This window comes from Streptomyces yatensis, from assembly GCF_018069625.1.
Lineage (GTDB): Bacteria > Actinomycetota > Actinomycetes > Streptomycetales > Streptomycetaceae > Streptomyces > Streptomyces yatensis.
The window spans coordinates 6,255,546-6,280,251 of sequence record NZ_CP072941.1; the positions used below are offsets into that span (position 1 = coordinate 6,255,546).

The window sequence follows — 24,706 nt, forward strand, 5'->3', positions numbered from 1 at the left end:
CGGGTCACCGGGCCCTGGAAAGGTGTGCGCCGACGCCCCGCCGCCCCCGGCGGCGTAGTCCCTCCGGCGCAAGACCAAATCGCACAAGGGTCCCTGAAACGTGGCAATCCACTCCCGGCGGAGACCTCGCCCCAAACCCGTACCATCCCCCAGGTCAGGGACGGATCCACGGATCGCGGACCCCCGCGACGGCGGGCTCGCAAGATGTGCCAGAGTTGCCACGTCCGGGCTGTCAGCACGTACCGTACGGCGCAACAGCCGGGACACCGGGGAAGGGGCAGCTGGGTTGACCACGCACGCACCGCAGGCGGCGCACACGGTGACGTTGCCGGGCACGCTCGACGAGGCCGTGGCGGCACTGGCCGCCATGCCCGCCGCCGTGCCCGTGGCGGGCGGTACCGATCTGATGGCCGCGGTCAACTCCGGCCTGCTGCGGCCCGCCGCGCTCGTCGGCCTCGGCCGGATCAGCGAAATCCGGGGCTGGCGCTATCTGGACGGGCACGCCCTCCTCGGCGCCGGACTCACCCACGCCCGGATGGGCCGCCCCGACTTCGCCGCGCTGATCCCGGCGCTGGCCGCGGCCGCGCGGGCCGCCGGACCACCGCAGATCCGCAACGCCGGCACCCTCGGCGGCAACATCGTCACCGCCGCCCCCACCGGCGACGCGCTGCCGGTGCTCGCCGCGCTGGAGGCCACGGTCATCATCGCCGGGCCCGAGGGGTCCCGCCGCGAGATCCCGGTCAGCCATCTGCTCGCCGGGGTCGATCTGCTGAACCCCGGTGAACTCGTCGGATTCGTCCGGGTTCCGCTGCTGCACGCCCCGCAGACCTTCATCAAGGCCACCGGGCGCACCGGGCCCGGCCGGGCCACCGCCTCGGTCGCCCTCGTCCTCGACCCGGCGCGGCGCGGGGTGCGCTGTGCGGTCGGGGCGGTCGCGCCGATGCCGCTGCGCCCCCTGGACGCCGAGCGCTGGGTCGCCTCGCTCATCGACTGGGACGGCGACCGCGGCCATCTCGATCCGCAGGTCACCACCGCTTTCGGCGAGTACGTCGCCGCCGCGTGCATCCCCGATCCGCTGCCCCCGCAGGACGGAAGCGAGCCGGTCCCCCTGCCACCTGCCGCGATCCACCTGAGGCGTACCGTGGCGGCCCTGGCCCGCCGAGCTCTGGGGAGGGCACTCGCGTGAGTGATGAACAGCAGCCGCACCGGCCGGATCCGGGGAGCGGATGGCAGCCGATGCCGCACGGCCCGGAGTACGACGCCGAGTCGACGGCGTTCGTACAGCTGCCGCCGGACTACGCCCACCCGGACCCGACGGATCCGTCCGGCCGTTGGGACCCGCTCGCGGCCCCCGGCACGGGCTACGCGCCCCCGCCGATGGACGTGGGCCACGGCGACCCGTCCCATGGCGGCCAGTGGCAGCCGTCCGCCCACGACCAGGGCATGACCGGGCAGTGGACCACCGCGGAGACCGACGGCGGCTATCTGTACGGCGGCCGGCAGGATCCGCACGGCTCCGTCCAGTGGCCGGTGCCCGCCGAGAACCAGCAGGGCCACCACCCGCCGCACACCGGCCACTGGCCGGCCCCGGCGGCCGAGGAGCCGGTGGACGACTGGCCGGTCGACGACTGGCCGGTGCCCGCCTCGTCCGACAACGGCGCGGGCGGGCCGGTGCAGACCAGCCAGTGGACCATCCCGGTCGCGGGCGACGAAGGTGTGGACGAGACCGGTGAGTACCGGGTCGACGACCACCCCGGCCCGGCCGCCCCGCCGTACGGCGGCCACGCGGACGGCCCTCAGGACCCGCAGACGACGGCCCAGTTGCGGATGCCCTTCGCCGGGTCGGCGCCCCGGCAGCAGCCGCATCAGCCCCAGCAGCCGCATCAGCCCCAGCAGCCGCAGCCGCAGCCCGGGCAGCAGCAGGGGCACACCGGCCAGTGGTCGGTTCCGGCCGCCGAGGAGGGCGTGGAGGACTCCGGGGAGTACGCGGTCGAGGGCCACCCGGGCCCGGCCGCGCCCGCGCAGCCGCCCGCCCGCCGCCGGCTGCGCATGCCCGACCGCCAGGATCCGGCGTGGCCGGAGCCCTCCGCCGGGGACTCGGGCGAGTTCGCGGCCGAGGGGCACCAGGGGCCGCACACCCCGCCCCGCGGCACCCCGCCCCACAGCGGCCCGGCGCCCGGTGAGCGGATGCCCGCCGACGACCCCGGGCGGCGGCCCGACGGCCCGGCCGCCGGGGACTCCGGCGAGTTCCCGGTCGACGGTCAGCACGCCGGTCTCGAGACCCCGCCGCACGGCAGCCCGGCGCCCGGACTGCCCCAGGAGACGAGCTGGCCCGGCGCGTTCGCGGACGACCGGTTCACGGACGACCGGTTCGCGGACGACGGGTTCGCGGGCGACGCCCATGGGCACGCCCCGCACCCAGGACCCGAGGACGGCGCGGGCCACACCGACGCCCCCGACGCCGCGCCGAGCGCCGCCGAGGCCCCCGCCGAAGCGCTGCCGGACGACACCGGGCCGGAGCCCGCCGAGCCCGCGGCCGAGGAGCCCGAACCGACCGCGGCCGAGGGCGATCTCGCGGCCCCTGAGGCCGCCGCGGTGCCCGCCCCGGCCGGGATCCCGGCCGACGCTCCCGAGGCCGCCGGCGCCCCCGTCGAGCCCCTTACGGAGCCCGCCTCCGCCGAGGCGGCCCCGGCCGCCGATGAGCAGCCGAGCCACAGCGAGCATCCGCTCGCCTCCTACGTGCTGCGCGTCAACGGCGCCGACCGCCCCGTCACCGACGTCTGGATCGGCGAGTCGCTGCTCTACGTCCTGCGCGAGCGCCTCGGCCTCGCCGGGGCCAAGGACGGCTGCTCACAGGGCGAGTGCGGGGCCTGCTCCGTCCAGGTCGACGGGCGGCTCGTCGCCTCCTGCCTGGTGCCCGCCGCCACCGCCGCGGGCAGCGAGGTCCGCACCGTCGAGGGCCTGGCCACCGGCGGACAGCCCTCCGACGTCCAGCGGGCGCTCGCCGCATGCGGGGCCGTGCAGTGCGGCTTCTGCGTGCCCGGGCTCGCGATGACCATGCATGACCTCCTCGAGGGCAACCACGCCCCCACCGACCAGGAGACCCGCCAGGCGATCTCCGGCAACCTCTGCCGCTGCTCCGGCTACCGCGGGATCCTCGACGCCGTCCGCGAGGTCGTCGCGGGCCGCGAGGCCGCCGACGAGGCGGCGCAGGCCGAGCCGGACGGCGGACCCGACGCCCACCAGGACCCGGCCCGTATCCCGCACCAGACGGGACCGCACGGCATCACCGGCAACGGCGGGAGCGTCAACGGAAGCGGTAGCGGAAGGGCATCGGCATGACCGGAATCGCGGACGGCGGGGGCGCCGTCACCGCCACCCCCGCCGCCGGAACGCCCATCCAGCCCCCGTCCACCATGGGCCTCGGCGTCTCCCTGCCGCCCGCCGACTCGGCGGCCAAGACCACGGGCACCTTCCCGTACGCGGCCGACCTGTGGGCCGAGGGGCTGCTGTGGGCCGCGGTGCTGCGCTCCCCGCACCCGCACGCCCGCATCGTCTCCATCGACACCACCCAGGCCGTCGAGATGCCCGGCGTACGGGCCGTGGTGACCCACGCCGACGTGCCCGGCGACGCCTCCCACGGCCGCCGGGTCGCCGACCGTCCGGTCTTCGCCAAGGACCTGGTCCGCCACCACGGCGAGCCCATCGCCGCGGTCGCCGCCGACCACCCCGACACGGCCCGGCTGGCGGCCGCCGCCATCGCCGTCGAGTACGAGGTGCTGGAGCCGGTCACCGACCCGGAGCAGGCGTTCTCCGCCGAGCCGCTGCACCCCGACGGCAATCTGGTCCGCCATATCCCGCTGTCCTTCGGCGACCCGGACGTGGTCGGCGAGGTCATCGCCGAGGGGCTGTACCGCATCGGCCGTCAGGACCCGGCGCCCATCGGCGCCGAGGCGGGCCTGGCCGTGCCGCGCCCCGACGGAGGGGTGGAGATCTACACCGCCTCCACCGATCCGCACGCCGACCGCGACCTGGCCGCCGCCTGCTTCGGGCTGGAGCCGGAGCGGGTGAAGGTCGTCGTCACCGGCGTCCCCGGCGCCATGGGCGAGCGCGAGGACCCGGGGATGCAGCTGCCGCTCGGGCTGCTGGCGCTGCGCACCGGCCATCCGGTGAAGCTGGCCGCCACCCGTGAGGAGTCCTTCCTCGGCCACGCCCACCGCCACCCCACCCTGCTGCGCTACCGCCACCACGCGGACGCCCAGGGCAAGCTGGTCAAGGTCGAGGCGCAGATCCTGCTGGACGCGGGGGCCTACGCCGACTCCTCGGGCGACACCCTGGCCGCCGCCGTCTCCTTCGCCTGCGGCCCCTACGTCGTCCCGCACGCCTTCATCGAGGGCTGGGCCGTGCGCACCAACAACCCGCCCTCCGGCCATGTGCGCGGCGAGGGCGCGATGCAGGTGTGCGCGGCGTACGAGGGCCAGATGGACAAGCTGGCGGCCAAGCTGGGCATCGACCCCGTCGAGATCCGGATGCGCAATGTGATGGCCACCGGCGATCTGCTGCCCACCGGACAGACCGTCACCTGCCCGGCCCCGGTCGCCGAACTGCTGCAGGCCGTAAGGGACGCACCGCTGCCCGCCCTCCCCAAGGACGACCCGGAGGAGGAGTGGCTGCTGCCGGGCGGCCTGGAGGGCGCGGGCGACCCGGCCGCCGTGCGGCGCGGGGTCGGCTATGCCCTCGGCATGGTCCATATGCTCGGTGCCGAGGGGGCCGACGAGGTCTCCACCGCCACCGTGAAGGTCACCGGCCCGGTGGCCACGGTCATCTGCGCGGCCGTCGAGACCGGCCAGGGCTTCGCCACCCTGGCCCGCCAGATCGTCCAGGACGTCCTCGGTATCGAGGAGGTCCATATCGCGCCCATCGACACCGACCAGCCCCCGGCCGGGCCCGCCTCGCGCGGCCGCCACACCTGGGTCTCCGGCGGTGCGGTCGAGCGGGCCGCGAAGATGGTCCGCACCCAGCTCCTGCAGCCGCTCGCGCATACGTTCGGCATGTCGACCGAGCTGCTCAGCATCGCCGACGGCAAGATCACCTCGTATGACGGGGTGCTCAGCACCACCGTCGAGGAGGCGCTGGAGGGCAAGGAGCTGTGGGCCACCGCGCAGTGCCGTCCGCACCCCACCGAGCCGCTGGACGAGACCGGGCAGGGTGACGCCTTCGTCGGGCTCGCCTACTGCGCGGTGCGGGCCGTGGTGGACGTCGACATCGAGATCGGCGCGGTACGGGTCGTCGACATGACGGTGGCGCAGGACGTGGGCCGGATCCTCAACCCGCGTCAGCTCAGGGCCCGTATCGAGGCGGGCGTCGCCCAGGGCATCGGCGCGGCGCTCACCGAGAACCTGCGCACCTCGCGCGGTGTGGTCCGCCACCCCGACCTGACCGGCTACGCCCTGCCGACCGCGCTGGACGTCCCCGACATCCGCATCGTCAAGCTGGTCGAGGAGCGGGACGTGGTCGCCCCCTTCGGCGCCAAGCCGGTCAGCGCGGTGCCGGTGGTCACCTCCCCGGCGGCGGTGGCGGCGGCGGTCCGCGCGGCCACCGGCCGTCCGGTCAACCGCCTCCCGATCCGCCCCCAGGCGGCGGTCGTCAACCGGGGCTAGACGCCTGCGGCACAGGCCGCGGCGCGGGCCCGCCGCCCGCGCCGCGGCCCCTTCCGCGCCGTGGAACGGCGCGGAACTGTACGAGATGTGTAACAGAGGGATCGCTCCCCGCCCCGACTCCATCCTCCTGGATGCCAGAGCGGCACAGCAGACATGGGGAGCGAAGCGGACATGGCACGGCACCGGATCATGGGGACGAACGGCCGGGTTCTGATGGCGGCGTTCGGTGTGATGGGGGTGACCGCCCTGGCCGCCGTGTGGACCGCCCAGGCCGGAACCGCCGAGGCGGGGTCGGGTGCGTCACCGACGCCGAAGCCGACGCCGATCGTGGGCCAGACCTCCAAGCCGGACCCCGAACTGCCCGCTCCCGTGGTCAACATGGACATCGCCCACGGCTCCGACAAGGGCGCCAAGGGCGTCAACATCACGATCGACGACGGCCCGGACCCGACCTGGACCCCGCAGGTCCTCCAGGTGCTCAAGGCCAACGGCGTCAAGGCCACCTTCTGCATGGTCGGTCCGCAGGCCCAGGCCCACCCGGACCTGGTCAAGGATGTGGTCGCGGACGGACACCGGCTCTGCGACCACTCCATGTCGCACGACACGACGATGGACACCAAGTCACCCGCGTACCAGTCCAAGGAGATCCTCGACGCCCAGCGAATGATCACCAAGGCGTCGGGCGGCGTCAAGCCGCTCTACTACCGCGCCCCGGGCGGTGCGTTCACCCCGTACAGCCGTCAGATCGCCGCCTCGAAGGGCATGCGTCCGCTGGGCTGGAACGTGGACTCCAAGGACTTCGAGCAGCCGGGGGTCGCGGCCATGGTCAACACCGTCAAGAACGAGATATCCAACGGCCCCACCGTGCTCTTCCACGACGCGGGCGGCGACCGCGGCCAGACGGTCGAGGCGCTGCGCCAGACCCTGCCGTGGCTGAAGCAGCAGGGCTACAGCTTCGGTTTCCCGGTGCGCTGACGATTGCCTGTCCGGGCCGCGCCCCGCACCGCCGAGCCAGTGCCGTGTCCGTCACCGGCGGGCGCCATCCGCCCGCCGGTGACAGGCACTCCGCTCAGGCCGGGGGCGGACCCGTCAGAGCGGGCTCGCGCTCGCCCTCGCGGGCGGCGAACGGGCACTGCCAGTCGGCGGGCTTGGGGCGGCCGGAGTAGCGGCGGGCCTCGGAGAGTTCCTCGTACTCGAGCAGGTTGGGGTTTATGTCGCCCTGGAGCTGGATGTCCTGCTTGCGGATCTTCTCCGCGAGCCGGTCCCACATCTTGGCGCCCTTGATGCGGTCGAACTGCTCATGCGAGTTGAAGGCCAGCATCGGGAAGGGAGGACGGCGGCCCCAGCGGCGGTGGGTCTCGTGCAGGCCGATGACGAAGAAGGGGTGACCGGCGACGCTGTAGGCGAACTCCCTGGTCTGCGGATCGGACGAACGGCCCTCGGCCCAGCGATAGGACCGGGAGTCCTGATCGTGGAGTAGCTGGAGCTGTTTCCACAGCAGCTCCTCGAACCGCAGCTCATCCACTCCGCGAGGTTGCTCGAAGGTCGCGATGAAGCTCGTGAACGACCGGTGGCTCCAGTCGGCCGAGGCCACGAAATCCGCGAGATCGAGTGCCATCAGCCGGGCCGAATCGTGGGATCCCATCAGGTCGTAGTGACGATGGGTGATGCCACCCTTGCGCCAGGCGGACCGTCCCGCCAGGCAGGCGAATCGTTCCCCCAGAATGAACCGCTCCACCTCGTCCGTTGCGTCCACCGTCATGGCCAGCCTTCCTTCCAACTACGTGCCTCCTCGCCGGGAGCTCATCTCCTTCTCCACATGAAGGCGCCCACCCTGCTCACCTGCGCAGGAGAGCAGGAGAACGAGATGGGTCGCCTGGCTGAATTGTGATCGGCGAGGGCCCGATCGGCGAAATCGGGTTGTTGCGGGCCGCCGCTCCGGTGGGCAGGGCGGCCCGCCCACCCGCTCCGAGGGAGCGGCCCGGCCCGGGCCCCGAGCCCCGGCCCGTCAGCTCCGGGCGCGGTCCAGCGCCGCCGCCACCACCGGGCCGATCCGGTCCAGGGACTCCTCGCGCATCATCCGGTAGTGGTGGTCGGGGACGCCGTGCACCACCAGGGCGCCGTCCACGTAGGAGAGCCAGGCGTCCGCCACATGCAGCGGATCGCGCCGGTAGCCGGGGATCTCCTCCAGGGCCCGGAACAGCAGCATGTCGCCGTGGAACCGGTCGGGCGCGAACTTGCGCATCAGCTCCTGGTCGTTGAGCAGGATGTCGAGCAGCGGGAAGCTGGTCTCGCCCTCCAGCAGCCGGGCGGGCAGCCCGGTCTCCCGGCAGAGGTCCGCCACCAGGTCGGCGGTGCCGTCCGCCCCGTCGGGGTGCGCCTCCAGCCAGCCCGGGGCGAAGATGTCGCCGCCCCCGATGTCGTCGAGCAGCACCCCCAGCCACTGGCGCTTGCCGAGCTCCGGCGCCTCGGGCAGCGCCTGGGCGTTGTCGGGGTAGGCGTCGACCACGGCCAGCACGGCGACCTCCTCGCCCTGTTCCTGCAGCCGGGTGGCCATGGCGTGCGCGATCAGCCCGCCGAAGGACCAGCCGAGCAGATGGTAGGGGCCGGCCGGCTGGACGGTCCGGATCTGCCGCAGATAGTCGGCGGCCATCTCCTCGACGCTCGCGGGGAGGACGTCCGGTTCGGTCAGCCCGCGCGCCTGGAGGGCGTACACCGGCTGGTCCGGGGCGAGATGGCGGAGCAGCCCGGTGTACGACCAGCCCAGGCCCCCGCCGGGGTGGACGCAGAACAGCGGCGGGCGCTGCCCCTCGCCGCGCAGCGGCAGCAGGATGTCCAGCGGCTGCTGCCGCTGTGCCGCGGCCGGTCCCGCGGCGTCCAGGCGGGCCACCAGCCGGGCGACGGTCGGCGCCTCGAAGAGGTCGCGCATCGACAGCTCGGTGGCCAGCGCGGCGCGGGCCTGGCTGGCCAGCTTGGAGGCGAGCAGCGAATGGCCGCCGAGCAGGAAGAAGTCGTCGTCGATGGTGACGCCGTCGACGCCCAGGACCTCGCCGAAGAGCGCGCACAGCGTCTCCTCGCGCGGGGTGCGGGGCGCCCGCCCGCCCGTGGCGGCCTCGAAGGAGGGCGCGGGCAGCGCGGCCCGGTCCAGCTTGCCGTTGGCGTCCAGGGGGAGGGCGCCGAGCACCATGACCGCACTGGGCACCATGTGCTCGGGCAGCACCTCGCCCAGCGCCTCGCGGGCCGTGGCGGCGTCCGGCGGGGTGTCGCCTGCGGCCGTCACATAGGCGACCAGCCGCTGGTCGCCGGGCCGGTCGGTGCGGATCGCCGCGGCCGCCTCGGCGACCTGGGGGAGCGTCCGCAGCGCCGCCTCGACCTCGCCCAGCTCGATCCGGAAACCGCGCAGCTGGACCTGGCCGTCGGTGCGGCCCACGTACTCGACGTCGCCGTCCGGCAGTCGGCGGGCCAGATCGCCGGTGCGGTACATCCGGGTGCCGGGCGGGCCGTAGGGGTCGGCCACGAACCGCTCGGCGGTCAGGGCCCGCCGCCCCAGATAGCCGCGGGCCAGCTGCGCCCCGGACACGTACAGCTCGCCGGTGACCCCGGCCGGGCAGGGCTTCAGGGCGGTGTCGAGGACGTACATCCGGGTGTTCCACACCGGCCGGCCGATCGGCACCGGCCCCTCACCGCCGGGCGCGGAGGGGTGGTGGGCGATCTGGATGGTGGTCTCGGTGGGCCCGTAGAGGTTGCTCAGCGGCACGCCGGGGAACCGCTCGTGGAACCGCTCGGCGGTCTCGCGCGGCAGCGCCTCACCGCCGCTGGAGGCCCGCCGCAGGATGCCCGCACACGCGTCGGCGGCCTCCGGGTCGGCGAGGAACGCCTGGAGCATCGACGGGACGAACTGGAGCACGGTGATGCCCTGTTCGCGCACCGTGCGCGCCAGATACGCCGGGTCCTTGTGGCCGCCGGGCTTCGCGACCACCAGGGTCGCGCCGCTGAGCAGCGGCAGGAAGAACTCGCAGACCGAGGCGTCGAACCCGGCCGGGGTCTTCTGCAGCATCCGGTCCCCGGGGGTGAGCTCGTAGGCGTCTCGCATCCACTCCAGGCAGTTGGCGACGGCCCGGTGGGGCACCAGGACGCCCTTGGGACGGCCGGTGGAGCCCGAGGTGTAGATGATGTACGCGGGGTGCTCGGGGCCGATCGCCACCGCCGGAGCGGAGACGTTCGCCGCGCCCCGGGCGCCCGTGATGTCCACGACGTCCAGCAGCAGCCGCCCCACCCCGTGGCGCGGGGGCAGCGCCCCGGCGCTGTCGGCGCGGGTGACGACGAGGGCGGGGCCCGCGTCGTCGAGCATGTACGCCAGCCGCTCGGCCGGGTAGTCCAGGTCCAGGGGCAGATACGCGGCCCCCGTCTTGAGCACCGCGATCAGCGCGATGACCAGGTCGGTCGAGCGGGGCAGGGCCACCCCGACGGTGCGCTCGGGCCCGGCGCCGCGTGCGATGAGCACCCGGGCCAGCCGGTTCGCCGCCCGGTCCAGCTCCGCGTAGCTGAGCACGGTGTCGTCCACTGTGTCGGCGCAGACCAGGGCCGGGGCGTCGGGGGTCCGGGCGGCCTGGGCCGCCAGCAGCTCCGGGAGGAGGGCGCCGGAGGTCGGATGCGCCGTCTCGCCCGGCGGGTCCAGGACCCGCCGGCGCTCCTCGGCGGACAGCAGCTCCAGGGAGCCGACGGTGCGCTGCGGGTCCGAGGTGTCGGCGAGGGAGCGCAGCAGGCCGAGGTAGCGCTCCCGGTGCGCGATGAGGGCGTCCTCGGTGTAGAGGTTGGAATTGGCGTTGAGGTCGATCCGGATACCGGTCCCGTCGGACCGGTCGTATCCCATGATCGAGAGGTCCTCGACGGTTCCGTTGGAGAGGTTGTGGCCCTTGACCCGGTGACCGGCGAAGTGGAAGTCGTAGTCGTACGTCATGATGTTGACGTGCGGGCCGAGCAATCCGTTTCCGCCGTCCGGAAGTCGCAGATCCCGGGCCAGGTCGATACGGCGGTAACGCTGATGCCGCAGGGCCTGCCTGACTTCCCGTGAGATCTGCCGCACAAGCTCCCGTATTCGCATATCGGCGCGCACCTGGATACGCAGCGGCACCACATTGGCGAACATCCCGGGAATGGCGCGGGAGGTGGCATCGGTACGGCCCGAGATCGGCAGCGTGAGAATGATGTCCGATTTACCGGTCAATCGATGCAGATAAAGAGAGGTCGCTGCGATGATCATAGCCGACCAGTGGGTGGCGTATTTACGCGCGGCGGCCCGCAGCTCGACCGCTTCCTCCTCGGTCAGGTAGGCGGTCTGCCGGAGGACGGTGGAAAGCTCCCTGGTGGGGTGGGTGGAAAGCCGCGCGGGGCGCGGGGAATCGCCGACGTGTTCCAGCCAGTACGCACGGTCCTTGGCGAAATCCGGCGAGGCCCGGTATTCCGCGTCCTGGTCCACCATCGCCTGCAGGGAGCCGAAGACCGTTTCCCCCTCGGCCGGGTCGGTCCCCGCCACCAGCGCGGTGTACACCTCGGCGGTCCGCCGGCCCAGCAGGGCGGCCGATCCGGCGTCCGACACGATGTGGTGGGTGCCCTGGTACCAGAGGAAGCGCTCGGGCTCCACCTTCAGCAGGGCGAACGAGAACGCCGGGTAGTCGCCCAGCTTGAGCGCCCCCGTGGCCAGGTCGTTCTTCATCCACCGCTCGGCCGCGGCCCACGGGTCGTCCTCGCCGGTGAGGTCCAGCTTCGGCAGCTCCCAGTCGGTCACCGGGTCCAGGATCTGCCAGGGCTCCCCGTCGTCCTCGCCGACCCGCACGTTGTAGGGCTCGGCCTCCGCCACGGCCCGGCGCAGCGCCCGCTCGAATATCTCGGTGTCTATCGGTCCTTGTATCTCCAGGTACTCGCCGACCCTGAAGGTGGTGCTCTCCGGCGGCTCCAGCTGCTCAATGAACCAGATCTCACTCTGGCCGGTCGAGAGCGGCAGACGGGCGGCCGGTGCGGCGGGCTGCACATTTCCCCCATTGAGGATGGAACCACGGTCGAAAAAGGTGCCTGTCGACCGGGAGTCGTTTTCCACGCGGCCGCAGGCACCACGCTGACCCTATGAGACGCAATTGCACTCAGTGAGGGGGTCAGGAGACCGTTCGGTGGCGAGAGTGTGAAAATCGCCGAAGTCCTAGGGATTTACCTGGGGTATCCCCGGCGCCGAGACGGCCGATGGCGTGGATGAGCATGCGTCAGGAGGGCGCGTGTGTCCAGAGCATGTCCGAGAGTTCACCGAGCGGCAACGCATTGCGCGGACGCCCCTGAGGGCGCCCGCGCAGGGCGTGTGGAGGCCGTGGCGGGAATCGAACCCACGTAACTCGATTTGCAGTCGAGCCCCTCAACCACTCGGGCACACGGCCGATGTCGTGCTCTGTTCCCGACGATAGGGCGGGGGTGGGGCGGGCACAACGCCGAGGCGGGGGCTGCCATACGACTGACACACTGCGTTCATGGCCGCCGGGATAGGGCCGCGGATACGCATGCCTGGGGGCGCCCGCCCGGATGTGTCCGCCTGGGGCGCCCGCCTGGGGCGCCCGTCCGGATACGTATGCCTGGGGGTCCCGTCCGGATGCGCCCGCCTGGGGTGCCCGTCCGGATACGTCCGCCCGGATACGCGTGCCCGGGGGCGGCCGGGCTCCGGTTCACGGCGTGGGGCGGTGCGTCCCCAGGAAGTCCTCGACCACCTGGCGGAAGAGATCCGGGTCGTCGACCCACGGATAGTGGCCCACCCCGGGCAGGGCCCGCGCCTGCCCGTCCGGGAAGGACTCGGCGACCAGCTCCCCGGCTCGCATCCCGGTCACCGCGTCCCGGTCGCCGGTGATCGCCAGTACCGGGCACGGCACCTCGCGCAGCCGGGCCAGCACCGCGCGCCGCCCCGCCTCGTCGACGCCCTGCCAGAAACCGGCCCGCGGCACCGGCCCGAGCTGCTCGCCCTCGCTCTCGGCGTGCGCCCGCTGGGGCTCCTCCCAGCGGCCGTACGCCATGGGGGCGGCCCGCAGCAGCAGCCTGCGCACCTCGGCGAGGTCGGTGGTGTCGGGCAGCAGCTGGACGGCCGTGTACGCCTCCTGCCACCACGGCTCGTCGGCGCGGGACTCGAAGATCTCCCGGGCGTCCTCGGGGAGTTCGCCCTGCAGTCGCGCGCCCGGGCAGACCACGATCAGCCGGGCGAGCCGCTCGGGGTGGGCGGCCGCGTACGCCTGGGCCGTCGCGGCGGCCGCGTCATGGGCGAGCAGCGGGAAGCGGGCGAGGCCCAGATGGCGACGGAGCGCCTCGAGGTCCTCGGCGAGTCCCGGGAAGGCGTAGCCACTGGGGTCGACGGCGGGCGGGGAGTCCCCGGTGCCGCGGCTGTCGGGGATGACGAGGGTGTGATGCGCGTTCAGTCCGCCGAGGTCGCCCAGATACGCGGCGCTGCGCCCCGGCCCGCCCGCCAGGCAGATCAGCGGCGGCCCCGCTGAGCCGTCCCGGGCCTCCAGGACGCGGTAGGCCAGCTCGGTTCCGTCGTACGAGGTGTAGTGCGGCATGGAGTCAGCTTGCCCCAGCATCGTCATCTTGACCGTGCTTGACCGGGGGGCGTGGTGTGCCGGGTGTGGCGCATGGGTCGTGGGCGGCGGCCCGGGTGACGCAAAAGCATCGGTTGGGGTGATCTTGCGCGGGCCCAAATTACGCTTATGGTTTCCGCCCGCTTCTCCGTATGATGCCAATGTGTTCGACTCCCGGCACGTGAAGACGTTCCACGAGGTGGTCCGCTCCGGCTCCTACTCCGGGGCCGCCCGCGCGCTCGGCTACACCCAGCCGGCCATCACCCAGCAGATGAAGGCGCTGGAACGGGCCGTCGGCAGTCCGCTGTTCATCCGGGTCGGCCGCGGCATGCGGCTGACCGAGGCGGGGGAGACCCTCGCCCGTCATGCCGACACCATCCTGACCAGCATCTCCACCGCCCAGCAGCAGATGAGCGCCATCACCCGGCTGCGCTCGGGCCGGGTGCGGGTCTGTGCCTTCCCCAGCGCCAACGCGACCCTCATCCCCGAGGCCATGGCCCGGCTCGCCGCCGCCCATCCGGGGGTGCGGGTGGAGCTGCTGGAGGGCGAGCCGCCGGACTCGCTGGGGCGGGTGGTGCGCGGGGAGTGCGACATCACGCTCGCCTTCACCTATCCCGGGCTGCGCGAGGAGACCCCCGCCGAGCTGGTGGAGATCCCGCTGCTGGAGGACCAGCTGACGGTGCTGCTGCCGACCGGGCATCCGCTGGCCAGACGGCGGGCGGTCAAGCTGGCGGAGTTGAGCGAGGAGCGCTGGATCGCCGGGTGTCTGCGGTGCCGCGCCAACTTCCTGCACGAATGCGCGGAGCAGGGCTTCGCCCCGGACATCGCCTTCACCACCGACGACAACCTGGTGGTGCAGAGCATGGTCGCGGCGGGGCTGGGCGTGGCGATGATGCCGGGGCTGGTGCTCTCGTTCCTGTGCCACCAGAAGGTCACCGGGCGCGCCCTGGACCCCGCCTCGCGCCGCCATGTCTCGGCGTATGTGCTGCGCGAACATCTGGAGATACCGGCCACCGCGCGGGTGCTGGAGGAGCTGAAGACGGTGGCGGGGAACCGGGTCGGATGCTGAGCCCGGCCGTGCGCTGAGCGCGCATCCATGGGCGCCGTCCATGGGCGCCGTCCATGGGCGCCATCCATAAGCAGCGCTTGGGGACGGCTCAACAAGCTGTCGTTGGACGTGATGGAGTGGGCGGCAGGACGCTGCCACTATGAGCACCCCGACCGCGTATCCGTCCTCCCGTCTTCTCACGGCACGCCTCGGCGAGCTCGTCGGCGACGTCCGCGAGGCCGTCGACCGGGGGCTCGCGCCCGATGTGACCGCCTATCTCGTCGGGGAGCGGCTCGCGCCCCACCTCGGCGCGGCCGATCTGCTCACCCCCGAGCAGCGCGAGGGCGACCCCGACCGCTACCGCCAGCACGTGCTGCACGCCGAGCCCGACGGCAGTTTCTCGATCGTCGCGCTGGTGTGGCTGCCCGGTCAGCGCACGGCGATCCATGACCATGTGTCCTGGTGTGTGACCGGCGTCCACGAGGGCGAGGAGCAGGAGCGGCGCTACCGCCTCGTCCCCGACGGCCCGGGCTCGCGGCTGGTCGCGGTCGAGGACGTGGTCAACCCGCGGGGCGCGGTGTGCGGGTTCGCGCCGCCCGGAGATATCCACAGGGTGTGGAACGCCTGCGGGACGAAGGCGATCTCGATCCATGTCTACGGGGCGGACATCGCCCGCCTGGGCAGCAGCGTCCGGCGGGTCTACGACCTCCCGACGGCGGACGAGGCCCACGGCCTTCGGACGGCGGACGAGGCCCACGGCCTTCGGACGGCGGACGGCCAGTGACGCTGACCGCCGCGCCCGGCCGGGCGCGGCAGGCTGCCGGATGGCGGCCGCCCGCCACGGCGTACGGGCTCGGACTCGCGGTGGCCGGGGTCGCGGCCGCCTGGGGCGTCCATTGGCTGCTCCCCGCCGTACCCCTGCTGACCGCCGCCGTGGTGCTGGGCATCGTCGCGGCGCATCTGCCGGGGGCGCGCGGACTCGTCCGGGGCGTCTGCCGCGCCGGGCTGTCCTTCGCCGGGAAGCGGCTGATGCGGCTCGGCATCGTGCTGCTCGGCCTCAAGCTCAGCCTGAACGACGTGCTGGGCCTCGGCTGGGCCACCGTCGCGATGGTCCTGGGCGTGGTCGCGGCCACCTTCTGCGGCACCTGGTGGCTGGGCCGCCGGATGGGGCTGCGCGGTGATCAGCCGCTGCTGATCGCGACCGGCTACTCGATCTGCGGGGCCTCCGCCATCGGCGCGGTGAGCGAGGTGTCGGAGAGCGATGAGCGCGACGTGGCCACCTCCGTGGCGCTGGTGACGCTGTGCGGCACCCTCGCCATCGCCGTCCTGCCGCTGCTCCAGCACCCCTTGGGGCTGGACGACGTGGCGTTCGGCCGGTGGGTGGGGGCGAGCGTGCACGACGTGGGACAGGTCGTGGCCACCGCGCAGACCGCCGGGCCGGCGGCGCTGGGCGACGCGGTGCTGGTCAAGCTGGTGCGGGTGGCCATGCTCGCCCCACTGGTCGCCGCGCTCGCGACGTCCGTACGGGCCCGGGGGCGCGCCAAGGCGGCGGCCGGAGAGGGGACAGCGGGCGAGGGGGCGAAGCGGCGGCCGCCGCTGGTGCCGCTGTTCGTCCTCGGCTTCCTCGCGATGACCGCCCTGCGCAGCACGGACCTCCTGTCCACGGCCGCGCTGGACACCGCCGCCCATGCCCAGGAACTCCTCCTCGCCGCCGCCCTCTTCGGCCTCGGCAGCGCCGTCCACCTCCCCTCACTCACCCGCACCGGCGCCCGGGTCGCGGCGCTGGGGCTGTGCGCGTGGGTGGTGATCGCGGGGGCGTCGTACGCGGGGGTCCTGCTCACCACGTAAGGCGCGTGGCGCGGCCTTCGAGTGCCCGGGGTCACGGCCAGGCCCGCAGGACCGGGGCCCGGGATACGGCCGGGGCCCGGTGCCCGGTCAGGGCCGGGGCCCGGTCAGGGCCGGGGGAGCGCGGCGAGGGCCGGAGTGCCCCGGGCGCGGCCAGGCGCGGGCGCGCGGCCCAGGGCCCGGCGGTACTGCCAAAGGTGCCGGGGGCTCGGCCAGGACGTGGGGCCCGCGTCGCGGACGGGGTGCCTAGGGCCAACGGCCGAGCCCGGCTCCGTCCCGCGACAGGTGTGACGTCCGGGAACGCCACTTACTCTGACGCCATGACCCCTCGCGACCCCCATGACGCCGACGCCGCCGTCACGGACAGCGCAGCCCCTCTGCCGCCCCAGGCGTCCCCCCTCCCACCCGAGCCGCACGACGGAGACCTGGACCTGGACCCGGTCCTGGACCCGGGTCTGGAGGGCGGCGACGACATCGGCGACACCGTACTGGGGCGGCGCTACCGCGCCCTGACCCTCGGCATCGTCACCGTCGTCTCCCTCATCGCCTTCGAGGCGAGCGCGGTCAACACCGCGATGCCGGTCGCGGCCCGCGCACTGGACGGGGTCGAGCTCTACGCGTACGCCTTCTCCGGCTACTTCACCGCGAGCCTGTTCGCGATGGCGCTGTCGGGGGAGTGGTGTGACCGCAAGGGGCCGCTGGCGCCGCTGTTCACCGGGATCGCGGCGTTCGCCGCCGGGCTGCTGGTGGCCGGTTCGGCACAGCAGATGTGGATGTTCGTGGGCGGGCGCGCGGTGCAGGGCATAGGCGGCGGGCTGGTGATCGTCGCGCTGTATGTGGTGGTCGGCCGCGCCTATCCGCAGCGGCTGCAGCCCGCCGTGCTGGCATCCTTCTCCGCCGCCTGGGTGCTGCCCGTGATCGTCGGCCCGCTCGCCGCCGGGACCGTCACCGAACACGTCGGCTGGCGCTGGGTGTTCCTGGCCATCCCGGTGCTGGTGCTGCCGCCGCTCGCGGTGATGCTCCCCGCGCTGCGCGCCCTGCCCCCGAGCGAGCTCTCGGCGGGCATGAACCGCCGCCGCATCCTCCTCGCGCTCGCCGTCGCGGCCGGCGCCGGGCTGCTGCAGTACGCGGGTCAGGACCTCAGCTGGCTCTCGCTCGTCCCGGCCGCCGCGGGTCTCGCCCTGCTCGTCCCCTGTGTCCTGCGGCTCCTCCCCGAGGGCACCTTCCGCGCCGCGCGCGGCCTGCCGTCGGTGATCCTGCTGCGCGGGGTGGCGGCGGGGTCCTTCCTGGGCGCGGAGAGCTTCGTCCCGCTGATGCTGGTGACCCAGCGCGACCTGTCCGCGACCGCCGCCGGGCTCTCCCTCACCGGTGGCGGACTCACCTGGGCCCTGGGCTCGTACACCCAGAGCCGCCCCCGCCTGGAGCCGCACCGCGAACGGCTGATGGGCCTCGGCCTGCTCCTCATGGCCCTGTCCATCGCCATGGTGCTCCTGGCCCTCAGCGACTCCGTCCCGGCCTGGATCGTGGCCGTGGCCTGGGTGATCGGCGGCTATGGGATGGGGCTGGCCATCTCCAGCGGGAGCGTGCTGCTGCTGAAGCTGTCGCGTCCGGAGGACGCGGGCAGCAACTCCGCCTCGCTCCAGGTCTCCGACGCGCTGGGCAACATCACGCTGGTCGGGCTCAGCGGCGTCCTCTTCGTCTCCTTCGGCGGCGGCGATGTCGCCGCCACCGGCTCGACCGCCTCCCACCAGCCGGCCGCCTTCGGCGCGGTCTATGTGGCGATGACGGCGGTGGCGCTGGTGGGGGCGTGGGTGACGACGCGGTTGCGGCCCGTCACCGCGTAGTACCATTCTGGCCCCAACAGTGGTACCGTTTTGGTATGGCTATGAATCTCCGACTGCGCGACGACCAGCAAGAGGCGCTCAAGCAGCGGGCCGAGGAGGAGGGCCGCAGTATGCACGCCATAGTGCTTCAGGCGATCGATCGGTATCTCGAGCAAGAGGCGGACCGGGAGTCGGTCCAGCGCCTGGGGGCGAAGTACGCGGCACGCCACGCGGACCTTCTGCGGAGGCTGGGGGAGTAAGTGAAGTACCTGACGGTCCAGGAAGTGCTGGACCTGGCGGAAATCGCCTGTGGGGGGCAGCGGATCGCGGTGCGCGATCTGGGGTTGCTGAGCTCGGCTGTGCATCGTCCGCAGTCGCAGATGTTCGGCATAGAGGCGTATACCGACCTTTTCGAGAAGGGCGCGGCGCTGCTCCAGTCGCTCGCCGTCAACCGCCCGCTGGCGGACGGCAACAAGCGGATGGCGTGGATGTGCACGGTGGCCTTCCTCGATGTCAACGGCACCGAGATGCTCGACGTCGACCAGGACGAGGCGTACAAGCTGGTGGTCGGCGTGGCCTCGGGCGCGCTCGAGGATGTGGCGGACATCGCGTCCAGACTGCGGAGGCTGCACGAGGCGATGTGAGTCTGATCCCACCCTCGGGTGGGATCGGCCCGTACCCCGGAGCGTGAACGACGGCACCGGTAGGCTGACGCGGTTCCCGATCGACCCCGCCGAGCCAGCCCGACGGAGACCGTGAGTACTACTGCCGCCTCCACCAGCCATCACCTCTCGCCCGCCTTCCCCGGCCGGGCTCCTTGGGGTACCGCGAGCAAGCTGCGCGCCTGGCAGCAGGGCGCATTGGACAAGTACATCCAGGAGCAGCCGCGGGACTTCCTCGCGGTCGCGACCCCCGGCGCCGGTAAGACCACCTTCGCGCTGACCCTCGCCTCCTGGCTGCTGCACCACCACGTCGTCCAGCAGGTGACGGTCGTCGCGCCGACCGAGCATCTGAAGAAGCAGTGGGCGGAGGCCGCCGCGCGGATCGGCATCAAGCTGGACCCGGAGTACAGCGCGGGTCCGCTGAGCCGGGAGTACCACGGGATCGCCGTCACCTACGCGGGCGTCGGCGTCCGGCCCATGCTGCACCGCAACCGGATCGAGCAGCGCAAGACGCTCGTCATCCTCGACGAGATCCACCACGCCGGCGACTCCCGCTCCTGGGGCGAGGCATGTCTGGAGGCGTTCGAGCCGGCGACCCGGCGGCTCGCGCTCACCGGCACCCCGTTCCGGTCCGACACCAACCCCATCCCCTTCGTCACCTACGAAGAGGGCAACGACGGGATCCGGCGCTCCTCCGCCGACTACACCTACGGCTACGGCAACGCGCTCTCCGACGGTGTGGTGCGCCCCGTCATCTTCCTCTCCTACAGCGGCAACATGCGCTGGCGCACCAAGGCGGGCGACGAGCTCGAGGCGCGGCTCGGCGAGCCGATGACCAAGGACGCCGTCTCCCAGGCGTGGCGCACCGCGCTCGATCCGCGCGGCGACTGGATGCCGAATGTGCTGCGCGCCGCCGACCAGCGGCTGTCCGAGGTCCGCAAGGGCATCCCGGACGCGGGGGCGCTCGTCATCGCCGCCGACCAGGACTCGGCCCGTGCGTACGCCAAGCTGATCCGCGAGATCACCGGCAGCAAGGCGACGCTCGTGCTCTCCGACGAGGCGGCGGCGTCCCAGCGGATCGAGGACTTCAGCCACTCCGACGACCGCTGGATGGTCGCGGTCCGCATGGTTTCCGAGGGGGTGGACGTGCCCCGGCTGGCGGTCGGGGTCTACGCGACCACCATCTCCACCCCGCTCTTCTTCGCCCAGGCCGTCGGCCGTTTCGTACGGTCGCGGCGGCGCGGCGAGACCGCGTCCGTCTTCCTCCCCACCATCCCGATGCTGCTCGGCTTCGCGGGCGAGATGGAGGTCGAGCGCGACCACGTCCTGGACAAGCCGAAGAAGGACGGCGAGGAGGAGAACCCGTACGCGGAGGAGGAGAAGCTCCTCGAGGAGGCCGAGAAGCAGCAGGACGAGGACACCGGCGACCAGGACCAACTCCCCTTCGAGGCGCTGGAGTCGGACGCGGTCTTCGACCGGGTGCTGTACGACGGCGCCGAGTTCGGCATGCAGGCGCATCCGGGCAGCGACGAGGAGCAGGACTACCTCGGCATCCCCGGGCTGCTCGAACCCGACCAGGTGCAGATGCTGCTCCAGAAGCGGCAGGCCAAGCAGATCGCGCACAGCCGCAAGAAGCCGGACGAGGAGGCGGATCTGCTGGAGCTCCCGGCGGAGCGGCGGCCGGTGGTCACCCACAAGGAGCTGCTGGAGCTGCGCAAGCAGCTCAACACGCTGGTCGGGGCGTATGTCCACCAGAGCGGTAAGCCGCATGGCGTGATCCACACCGAGCTGCGCCGGGTCTGCGGCGGTCCGCCGAGCGCGGAGGCGACGGCGGGGCAGATCCGTGAGCGGATCAAGAAGGTGCAGGAGTGGGCGACGCGGATGCGGTGACGGGGATGCGCATCCGTGTGCGTAAGCGCTGAGGCGGGCTATCCGCCTCGCGCAATCCCTTTTCGAAAAGTTTCATGAACCGGTCGCACACCCCCCTTGTCAATCCGGACGAACCGGGGCGATTCGGGATGCTCCCATGGCGTTCTCTTTGGCAGCTCTGCTCGGATTCTGGACAAACCCTTCCGCAAAGCGGACCGGCTCGCTAGCGTTCGGGCACGCACACGCCCCGTGGCAGCGCCGCCGCGGAGCGCAGCCGGTGCGTGACCACCGCGACCGGCGGCCTCTTCGCGCGCCGTCGTCGGGACCGGCGGGCACACCGCGCGAAGAGCCGCCACTCATCACCGAGGAGGGGGCGTCGTGACCGCGGAGACCTCTCAGACGCTCGATCGGGGACTGCGCGTCCTCAAACTGCTCGCCGACACCGACCACGGGCTGACCGTGACCGAGCTGTCCAACAAGCTCGGCGTCAATCGCACCGTGGTCTACCGGCTGCTGGCCACCCTTGAGCAGCACTCCCTCGTCCGCCGGGACATCGGCGGACGGGCGCGCGTCGGGCTGGGGGTGCTGCAGCTCGGCCGCCAGGTGCATCCGCTCGTACGGGAGGCGGCGCTGCCCGCGCTGCGCTCCCTCGCCGAGGACGTCGGCGCGACCGCCCACCTCACCCTGGTCGACGGCACCGAGGCCCTCGCCGTCGCGGTCGTCGAGCCGACCTGGACCGACTACCACGTGGCCTACCGGGCCGGATTCCGGCATCCGCTCGACCGGGGCGCCGCCGGGCGCGCGATCCTCGCCGCCCGCGCCGGCCGCCCCGACGACCCCGGGTACGCCCTCACCCACGGCGAACTGGAGGCGGGCGCGAGCGGCGCGGCCGCCCCGCTCATCGGGGTGACGGGGATCGAGGGCAGCGTCGGGGTCGTCATGCTCTGCGACTCGGTACCGGACCGGGTCGGCCCGCGGGTCGTCGACGCGGCCCGAGAGGTCTCGGACGCCCTGAGCTGAGCGCCCCGGGGACAGCGGAGCGGCCCGGGCAGGGCGACGTGACGTCGTCATGCCCGGTAGCCGGGGCGGCGCCCCGTCCGTCCCGGCGGTCAACTAGATTCGCACCATGCCTGCCGTCTCCCCCCGCGCCCGCATCCTCGCGCTCTGCTCCGCGCCCGTGCTCGCCCTGCTCGCGGTGGCCGCGTTCGCCCCGCTGCCGTTCACCGTGGCCCAGCCCGGTTCGACGGTGAACGTCCTGGGGGCCGACCGCGGCAAGCAGGTGATCAGCGTCTCGGGGAGCGACACCCGCAAGACCACCGGGCAGCTGCGGATGACGACGATCCTGGCCACCGGCCCGGACGCCACCGTGCGGCTGAAGGACGTGATCAGCGGCTGGTTCGCCACCGACCGTGCCGTCATGCCGCATGACTCGGTCTACGTCGGCGGCACCACCAAGGAGATCGAGCGGCACAACGCCGAGGAGATGCGGGAGTCGCAGTCCTCGGCCACCAGCGCGGCGCTCGGCTATCTTCACCGCTCCCCGCGCGACGTCAAGGTCACGCTGCGCCTGGCCGATGTCGGCGGGCCGAGCGCCGGGCTGCTCTTCTCCCTCGGCGTGATCGACAAGCTGGACGGGGACGGCCGCGGCGGCGATCTCACCGGCGGCCGGACGATCGCGGGCACCGGCACCATCGACGCCAAGGGCAAGGTCGGGGCCGTGGGCGGGGTCCCGCTGAAGACGCAGGCCGCCAAGCGGGACGGCGCCACGGTCTTCCTGGTGCCGAAGGCCGAATGCGCCGACGCCACCGCCGAACTGCCCAAGGGGCTGCGGCTGATCCCTGTCAGCACGCTCAAGGGTGCCGTGACGGCTCTGCGGGCGCTGCGGTCGGGCGGCGCGGTCCCGCACTGCTGAGCGGTGCCGCCGTCCTCTCGTCCGCCGCCGTCCTCTCGTCAACCGCCGTCGCCTTGCCCGCCGCTGCCCCCTGACCCGCGACCGCCCCCTCGTCCATCCCGCGCCAGGCCGGGAAGACCAGCGGGCTGAGCGTGGCCAGGAAGTAGACACCGCCCGTCACCAGGAAGGCGGCGGTCAGCCCCACCCCCTCCACCAGGCACCCGGCCGCGAGCCCGCCGAGCGGCATCACCACCCACACCCCCGCGGTGAGCGCGCCCGAGACCCGGCTGCGCAGCTCATCGGGGACGGCCTCGTAGGTCACCGTGGTCAGGATCGGGTTGAGCATCCCCGCCGCGACCCCACTGGCCGCCATCGTCACGGCGAGCGGGGAGACCCCGGGGACGAACGCGGCGATCAGGAAGCGCGGCAGCCCGCACACCAGAAAGCTCACCGCGAAGACGGTCCGGCGCGAAAAGCGGTCGCCCACCGCCCCGTACAGCAGCGCGCCCACCAGCGCACCGCCGCCGAACAGCGCGGTGAGCAGCCCCAGTTGCACCGAACCGCCCAGATGCCGCTCGGCGTGGACGGGCAGCAGGACGGAGGACAGCCCCTGGTCCAGGCCGTTGGTGACCATGACCATCAGCACGATGGCCAGCAGCAGCCGGTGGTGCAGCAGAAAGCGGTACCCCTCGCGCAGCTCCGCGCGGTAGGCGCGGGCGGACACCGGTACGACGGGCTTGCGCGGCGCGGCGGCGGGCAGCCCGCGCAGCCCCGCCATGATCAGTAGCGCGGAGGCCGCGAACGTCGCCGCGTCCAGCAGCAGTACGGCCGGCGGGCCGAGCAGCGCGATCAGCAGCCCCCCGACCGCCGCGCCCAGCATCCGGGCCCCGCGCGAGGCCCCGTCGTAGAAGCTGGCGGCGCGGCTGAGGGTGGTGCCCGCCCGTTCGGCCAGCGCGGGTACGAGCACCTGGCGGGCGGTTTCGCCCGGTGCGTGGAGCAGTCCGCAGAACGCCATCAGCGCGCACAGCTGCCAGAACCGCAGCAGCCCGGCGAAGTGCAGCACCGGAATCGTGGCCACGGCCACCCCGCACAGCGCGTCGGAGGCGATGGAGACCCGCCTGCGGCCGACCCGGTCGATCACCGGCCCGCCGATGACGGCGGAGACCACCACCGGCAGGGTCGCGCAGAAGGACACGAATCCGGCCTTGGCCGCGCTGCCCGTGGTCTCCAGGACGAACCACGGGACGGCGATCAGTGTGAGCGAATTGCCCGCTATGGAAACGGTGTTGGCGGCGAGGACGAGCATGAGCGGTCTTCGGTCACCGCTGTTTCCCCGACGCTCTCTGTCTCCTGTGTCGTCGGCCATGTCAGTGGTCGAATCGCGCCGTCAGACCGGATTGCGGCAGTCGCGGGGTGGCCAGCCGCAGCCCGACCTCCACCAGCGTCCAGCCGAGCCGGGCGCGCAGCGCCCGGGCGCGGGCGCGGGCGGGGCGGGTGCGGTGGGTCGTTCGGCGGTGGGGCCGGGGCGCCGCGTGGGCCTCGTGCTGGAGACGCTCGGCGCGTATTCGGTGGAGCCACAGATGGATCTCGTCGCCGTACATGTCGTTCCCCCCAGGGATCGGTCAGTCCTCTTCGCGCGGGAAGGCATGCAGATGGACGCGGTACGGGGCGGAGCCCTCGGTGTCCCGGTCCACCTCCTTCTCGCGGTAGCTCTCGATCACTTCGTGCACCTTGTCGCGCATTTCGCTGGCGAGTTCGGGCGTGAGACGCATGGCGAAGTCGCTCATGTCCGAAGCGCTGCGCCATGCTGAGGGCCAGTCGTGCATGGTGCTGAACCAGGTGGACAGGTCCTGGCCGTGGATGGTGGCCCACTCGTGGAGCAGGGTGTTCATCGCTCCCCGTACGGCCGGGTCGGGGCTGGTCAGGAACCTGTCGGTTCCCACCCGCACGCCCCGCTGCGCCGCCTTCCACCACCGCTCCCGCCCCTTGCCCCGCTCGGGGTCGTCCTTGACGAAGCCATGGGCGGCCAGCTGTCGCAGATGGTAGCTGGTGGCACCGCTGGACTCGCCCAATCTGTCGGCCAGTTGGGACGCGGTGGCCGGTCCGTACTCGCGCAGCGCGGCGAGCAGCCGCATGCGCAGCGGATGCGCGAGCCCGCGCAAGGAGCGGGGGTCGAGCACCCGGACGTCGTCGGGAGCAGGCTCTTCGTTCTGTGCCATGTGCGGCAGCGTAAGCATGCAAAGACTCAGTTGCAACACTTTCTTTGCAACGGAGTCTTTGGATCCACTTCAGGGGCCGCCACGG

Annotated in this window: 19 protein-coding genes and 1 tRNA gene; 13 read left to right on the forward strand and 7 right to left on the reverse strand. The window is 72.9% G+C overall.

Annotated features, from left to right (window positions below):
- The first annotated feature begins 286 nt into the window (after positions 1-286).
- From J8403_RS26275 to J8403_RS26290, 4 genes are all read left to right on the forward strand, one after another.
- Positions 287-1,186: an FAD binding domain-containing protein gene (locus tag J8403_RS26275; protein ID WP_043237255.1), complete on the forward strand. Its 900-nt coding sequence runs from the start codon at positions 287-289 to the stop codon at positions 1,184-1,186.
- Entirely contained in the window at positions 1,183-3,342 is a 2,160-nt protein-coding gene (locus J8403_RS26280; RefSeq protein WP_246585994.1) for a (2Fe-2S)-binding protein, read from the forward strand. The genes J8403_RS26275 and J8403_RS26280 overlap by 4 nt, the downstream gene beginning before the upstream one ends.
- Positions 3,339-5,660: a xanthine dehydrogenase family protein molybdopterin-binding subunit gene (locus J8403_RS26285; protein WP_211125308.1), complete on the forward strand. Its 2,322-nt coding sequence runs from the start codon at positions 3,339-3,341 to the stop codon at positions 5,658-5,660. The genes J8403_RS26280 and J8403_RS26285 overlap by 4 nt, the downstream gene beginning before the upstream one ends.
- A 171-nt stretch (positions 5,661-5,831) precedes the next feature.
- The gene (locus tag J8403_RS26290) at positions 5,832-6,635 is read left to right on the forward strand and encodes a polysaccharide deacetylase family protein (RefSeq protein ID WP_211125309.1); all 804 of its coding nucleotides are present in this window, start codon (positions 5,832-5,834) and stop codon (positions 6,633-6,635) included.
- 94 nt (positions 6,636-6,729) lie between these two features.
- Here J8403_RS26290 and gntA read toward each other — a convergent pair whose 3' ends face one another.
- The 4 genes from gntA to J8403_RS26310 all read right to left on the reverse strand — a co-directional run bounded on the left by gntA (position 6,730) and on the right by J8403_RS26310 (position 13,246).
- Entirely contained in the window at positions 6,730-7,422 is a 693-nt protein-coding gene (gene gntA / locus J8403_RS26295) for a guanitoxin biosynthesis heme-dependent pre-guanitoxin N-hydroxylase GntA (RefSeq protein WP_211125310.1), read from the reverse strand.
- Positions 7,423-7,668: 246 nt separating this feature from the next.
- On the reverse strand, positions 7,669-11,691 hold the full coding sequence (locus J8403_RS26300) for an amino acid adenylation domain-containing protein (protein ID WP_246585995.1): 4,023 nt from the start codon (positions 11,689-11,691) through the stop codon (positions 7,669-7,671).
- A 319-nt stretch (positions 11,692-12,010) separates the two neighbouring features.
- A tRNA-Cys gene (locus J8403_RS26305) sits at positions 12,011-12,085 on the reverse strand.
- Between the two features lie 282 nt (positions 12,086-12,367).
- On the reverse strand, positions 12,368-13,246 hold the full coding sequence (locus tag J8403_RS26310; RefSeq protein ID WP_211125311.1) for an alpha/beta fold hydrolase: 879 nt from the start codon (positions 13,244-13,246) through the stop codon (positions 12,368-12,370).
- Positions 13,247-13,427: 181 nt separating this feature from the next.
- On the opposite strand from J8403_RS26310, the gene J8403_RS26315 reads away from it, so the two are divergent.
- From J8403_RS26315 to J8403_RS26355, 9 genes are all read left to right on the forward strand, one after another.
- Positions 13,428-14,333: a LysR family transcriptional regulator gene (locus J8403_RS26315; RefSeq protein ID WP_211125312.1), complete on the forward strand. Its 906-nt coding sequence runs from the start codon at positions 13,428-13,430 to the stop codon at positions 14,331-14,333.
- Positions 14,334-14,472: 139 nt separating this feature from the next.
- Entirely contained in the window at positions 14,473-15,096 is a 624-nt protein-coding gene (locus J8403_RS26320) for a cysteine dioxygenase family protein (RefSeq protein ID WP_211125313.1), read from the forward strand.
- Between the two features lie 2 nt (positions 15,097-15,098).
- Positions 15,099-16,160 (forward strand): YeiH family protein, encoded by a 1,062-nt coding sequence (locus J8403_RS26325; protein WP_425519903.1) that lies wholly within the window; start codon positions 15,099-15,101, stop codon positions 16,158-16,160.
- A 317-nt stretch (positions 16,161-16,477) separates the two neighbouring features.
- The gene (locus tag J8403_RS26330) at positions 16,478-18,001 is read left to right on the forward strand and encodes an MFS transporter (RefSeq protein ID WP_211125315.1); all 1,524 of its coding nucleotides are present in this window, start codon (positions 16,478-16,480) and stop codon (positions 17,999-18,001) included.
- Between the two features lie 41 nt (positions 18,002-18,042).
- Entirely contained in the window at positions 18,043-18,240 is a 198-nt protein-coding gene (locus tag J8403_RS26335; RefSeq protein ID WP_014061073.1) for a ribbon-helix-helix protein, CopG family, read from the forward strand.
- The gene (locus J8403_RS26340; protein ID WP_211125316.1) at positions 18,241-18,624 is read left to right on the forward strand and encodes a type II toxin-antitoxin system death-on-curing family toxin; all 384 of its coding nucleotides are present in this window, start codon (positions 18,241-18,243) and stop codon (positions 18,622-18,624) included.
- A 111-nt stretch (positions 18,625-18,735) separates the two neighbouring features.
- Entirely contained in the window at positions 18,736-20,532 is a 1,797-nt protein-coding gene (locus J8403_RS26345) for a DEAD/DEAH box helicase (RefSeq protein ID WP_211125317.1), read from the forward strand.
- A 357-nt stretch (positions 20,533-20,889) separates the two neighbouring features.
- Positions 20,890-21,531 carry an IclR family transcriptional regulator gene (locus tag J8403_RS26350; protein WP_059144494.1) on the forward strand — a complete coding sequence of 214 codons (642 nt, stop codon included), beginning with the start codon at positions 20,890-20,892 and terminating at the stop codon, positions 21,529-21,531.
- Between the two features lie 106 nt (positions 21,532-21,637).
- Complete coding sequence (locus tag J8403_RS26355) at positions 21,638-22,423, forward strand: S16 family serine protease (RefSeq protein WP_211125318.1); 786 nt, start codon at positions 21,638-21,640, stop codon at positions 22,421-22,423.
- Here the strand turns inward: J8403_RS26355 and J8403_RS26360 are convergent.
- From J8403_RS26360 to J8403_RS26370, 3 genes are read right to left on the reverse strand one after another with little or no spacing between them, the layout of a single operon-like run.
- Entirely contained in the window at positions 22,362-23,768 is a 1,407-nt protein-coding gene (locus J8403_RS26360; RefSeq protein ID WP_211125319.1) for an MFS transporter, read from the reverse strand. The two genes, J8403_RS26355 and J8403_RS26360, sit on opposite strands and share 62 nt — an antisense overlap.
- 1 nt (position 23,769) lies before the next feature.
- Positions 23,770-24,003, reverse strand: a complete 234-nt coding sequence (locus J8403_RS26365; protein WP_211125320.1) for a hypothetical protein — start codon at positions 24,001-24,003, stop codon at positions 23,770-23,772.
- Between the two features lie 21 nt (positions 24,004-24,024).
- Complete coding sequence (locus tag J8403_RS26370; protein ID WP_246585997.1) at positions 24,025-24,621, reverse strand: ArsR/SmtB family transcription factor; 597 nt, start codon at positions 24,619-24,621, stop codon at positions 24,025-24,027.
- Positions 24,622-24,706 lie beyond the last annotated feature (85 nt).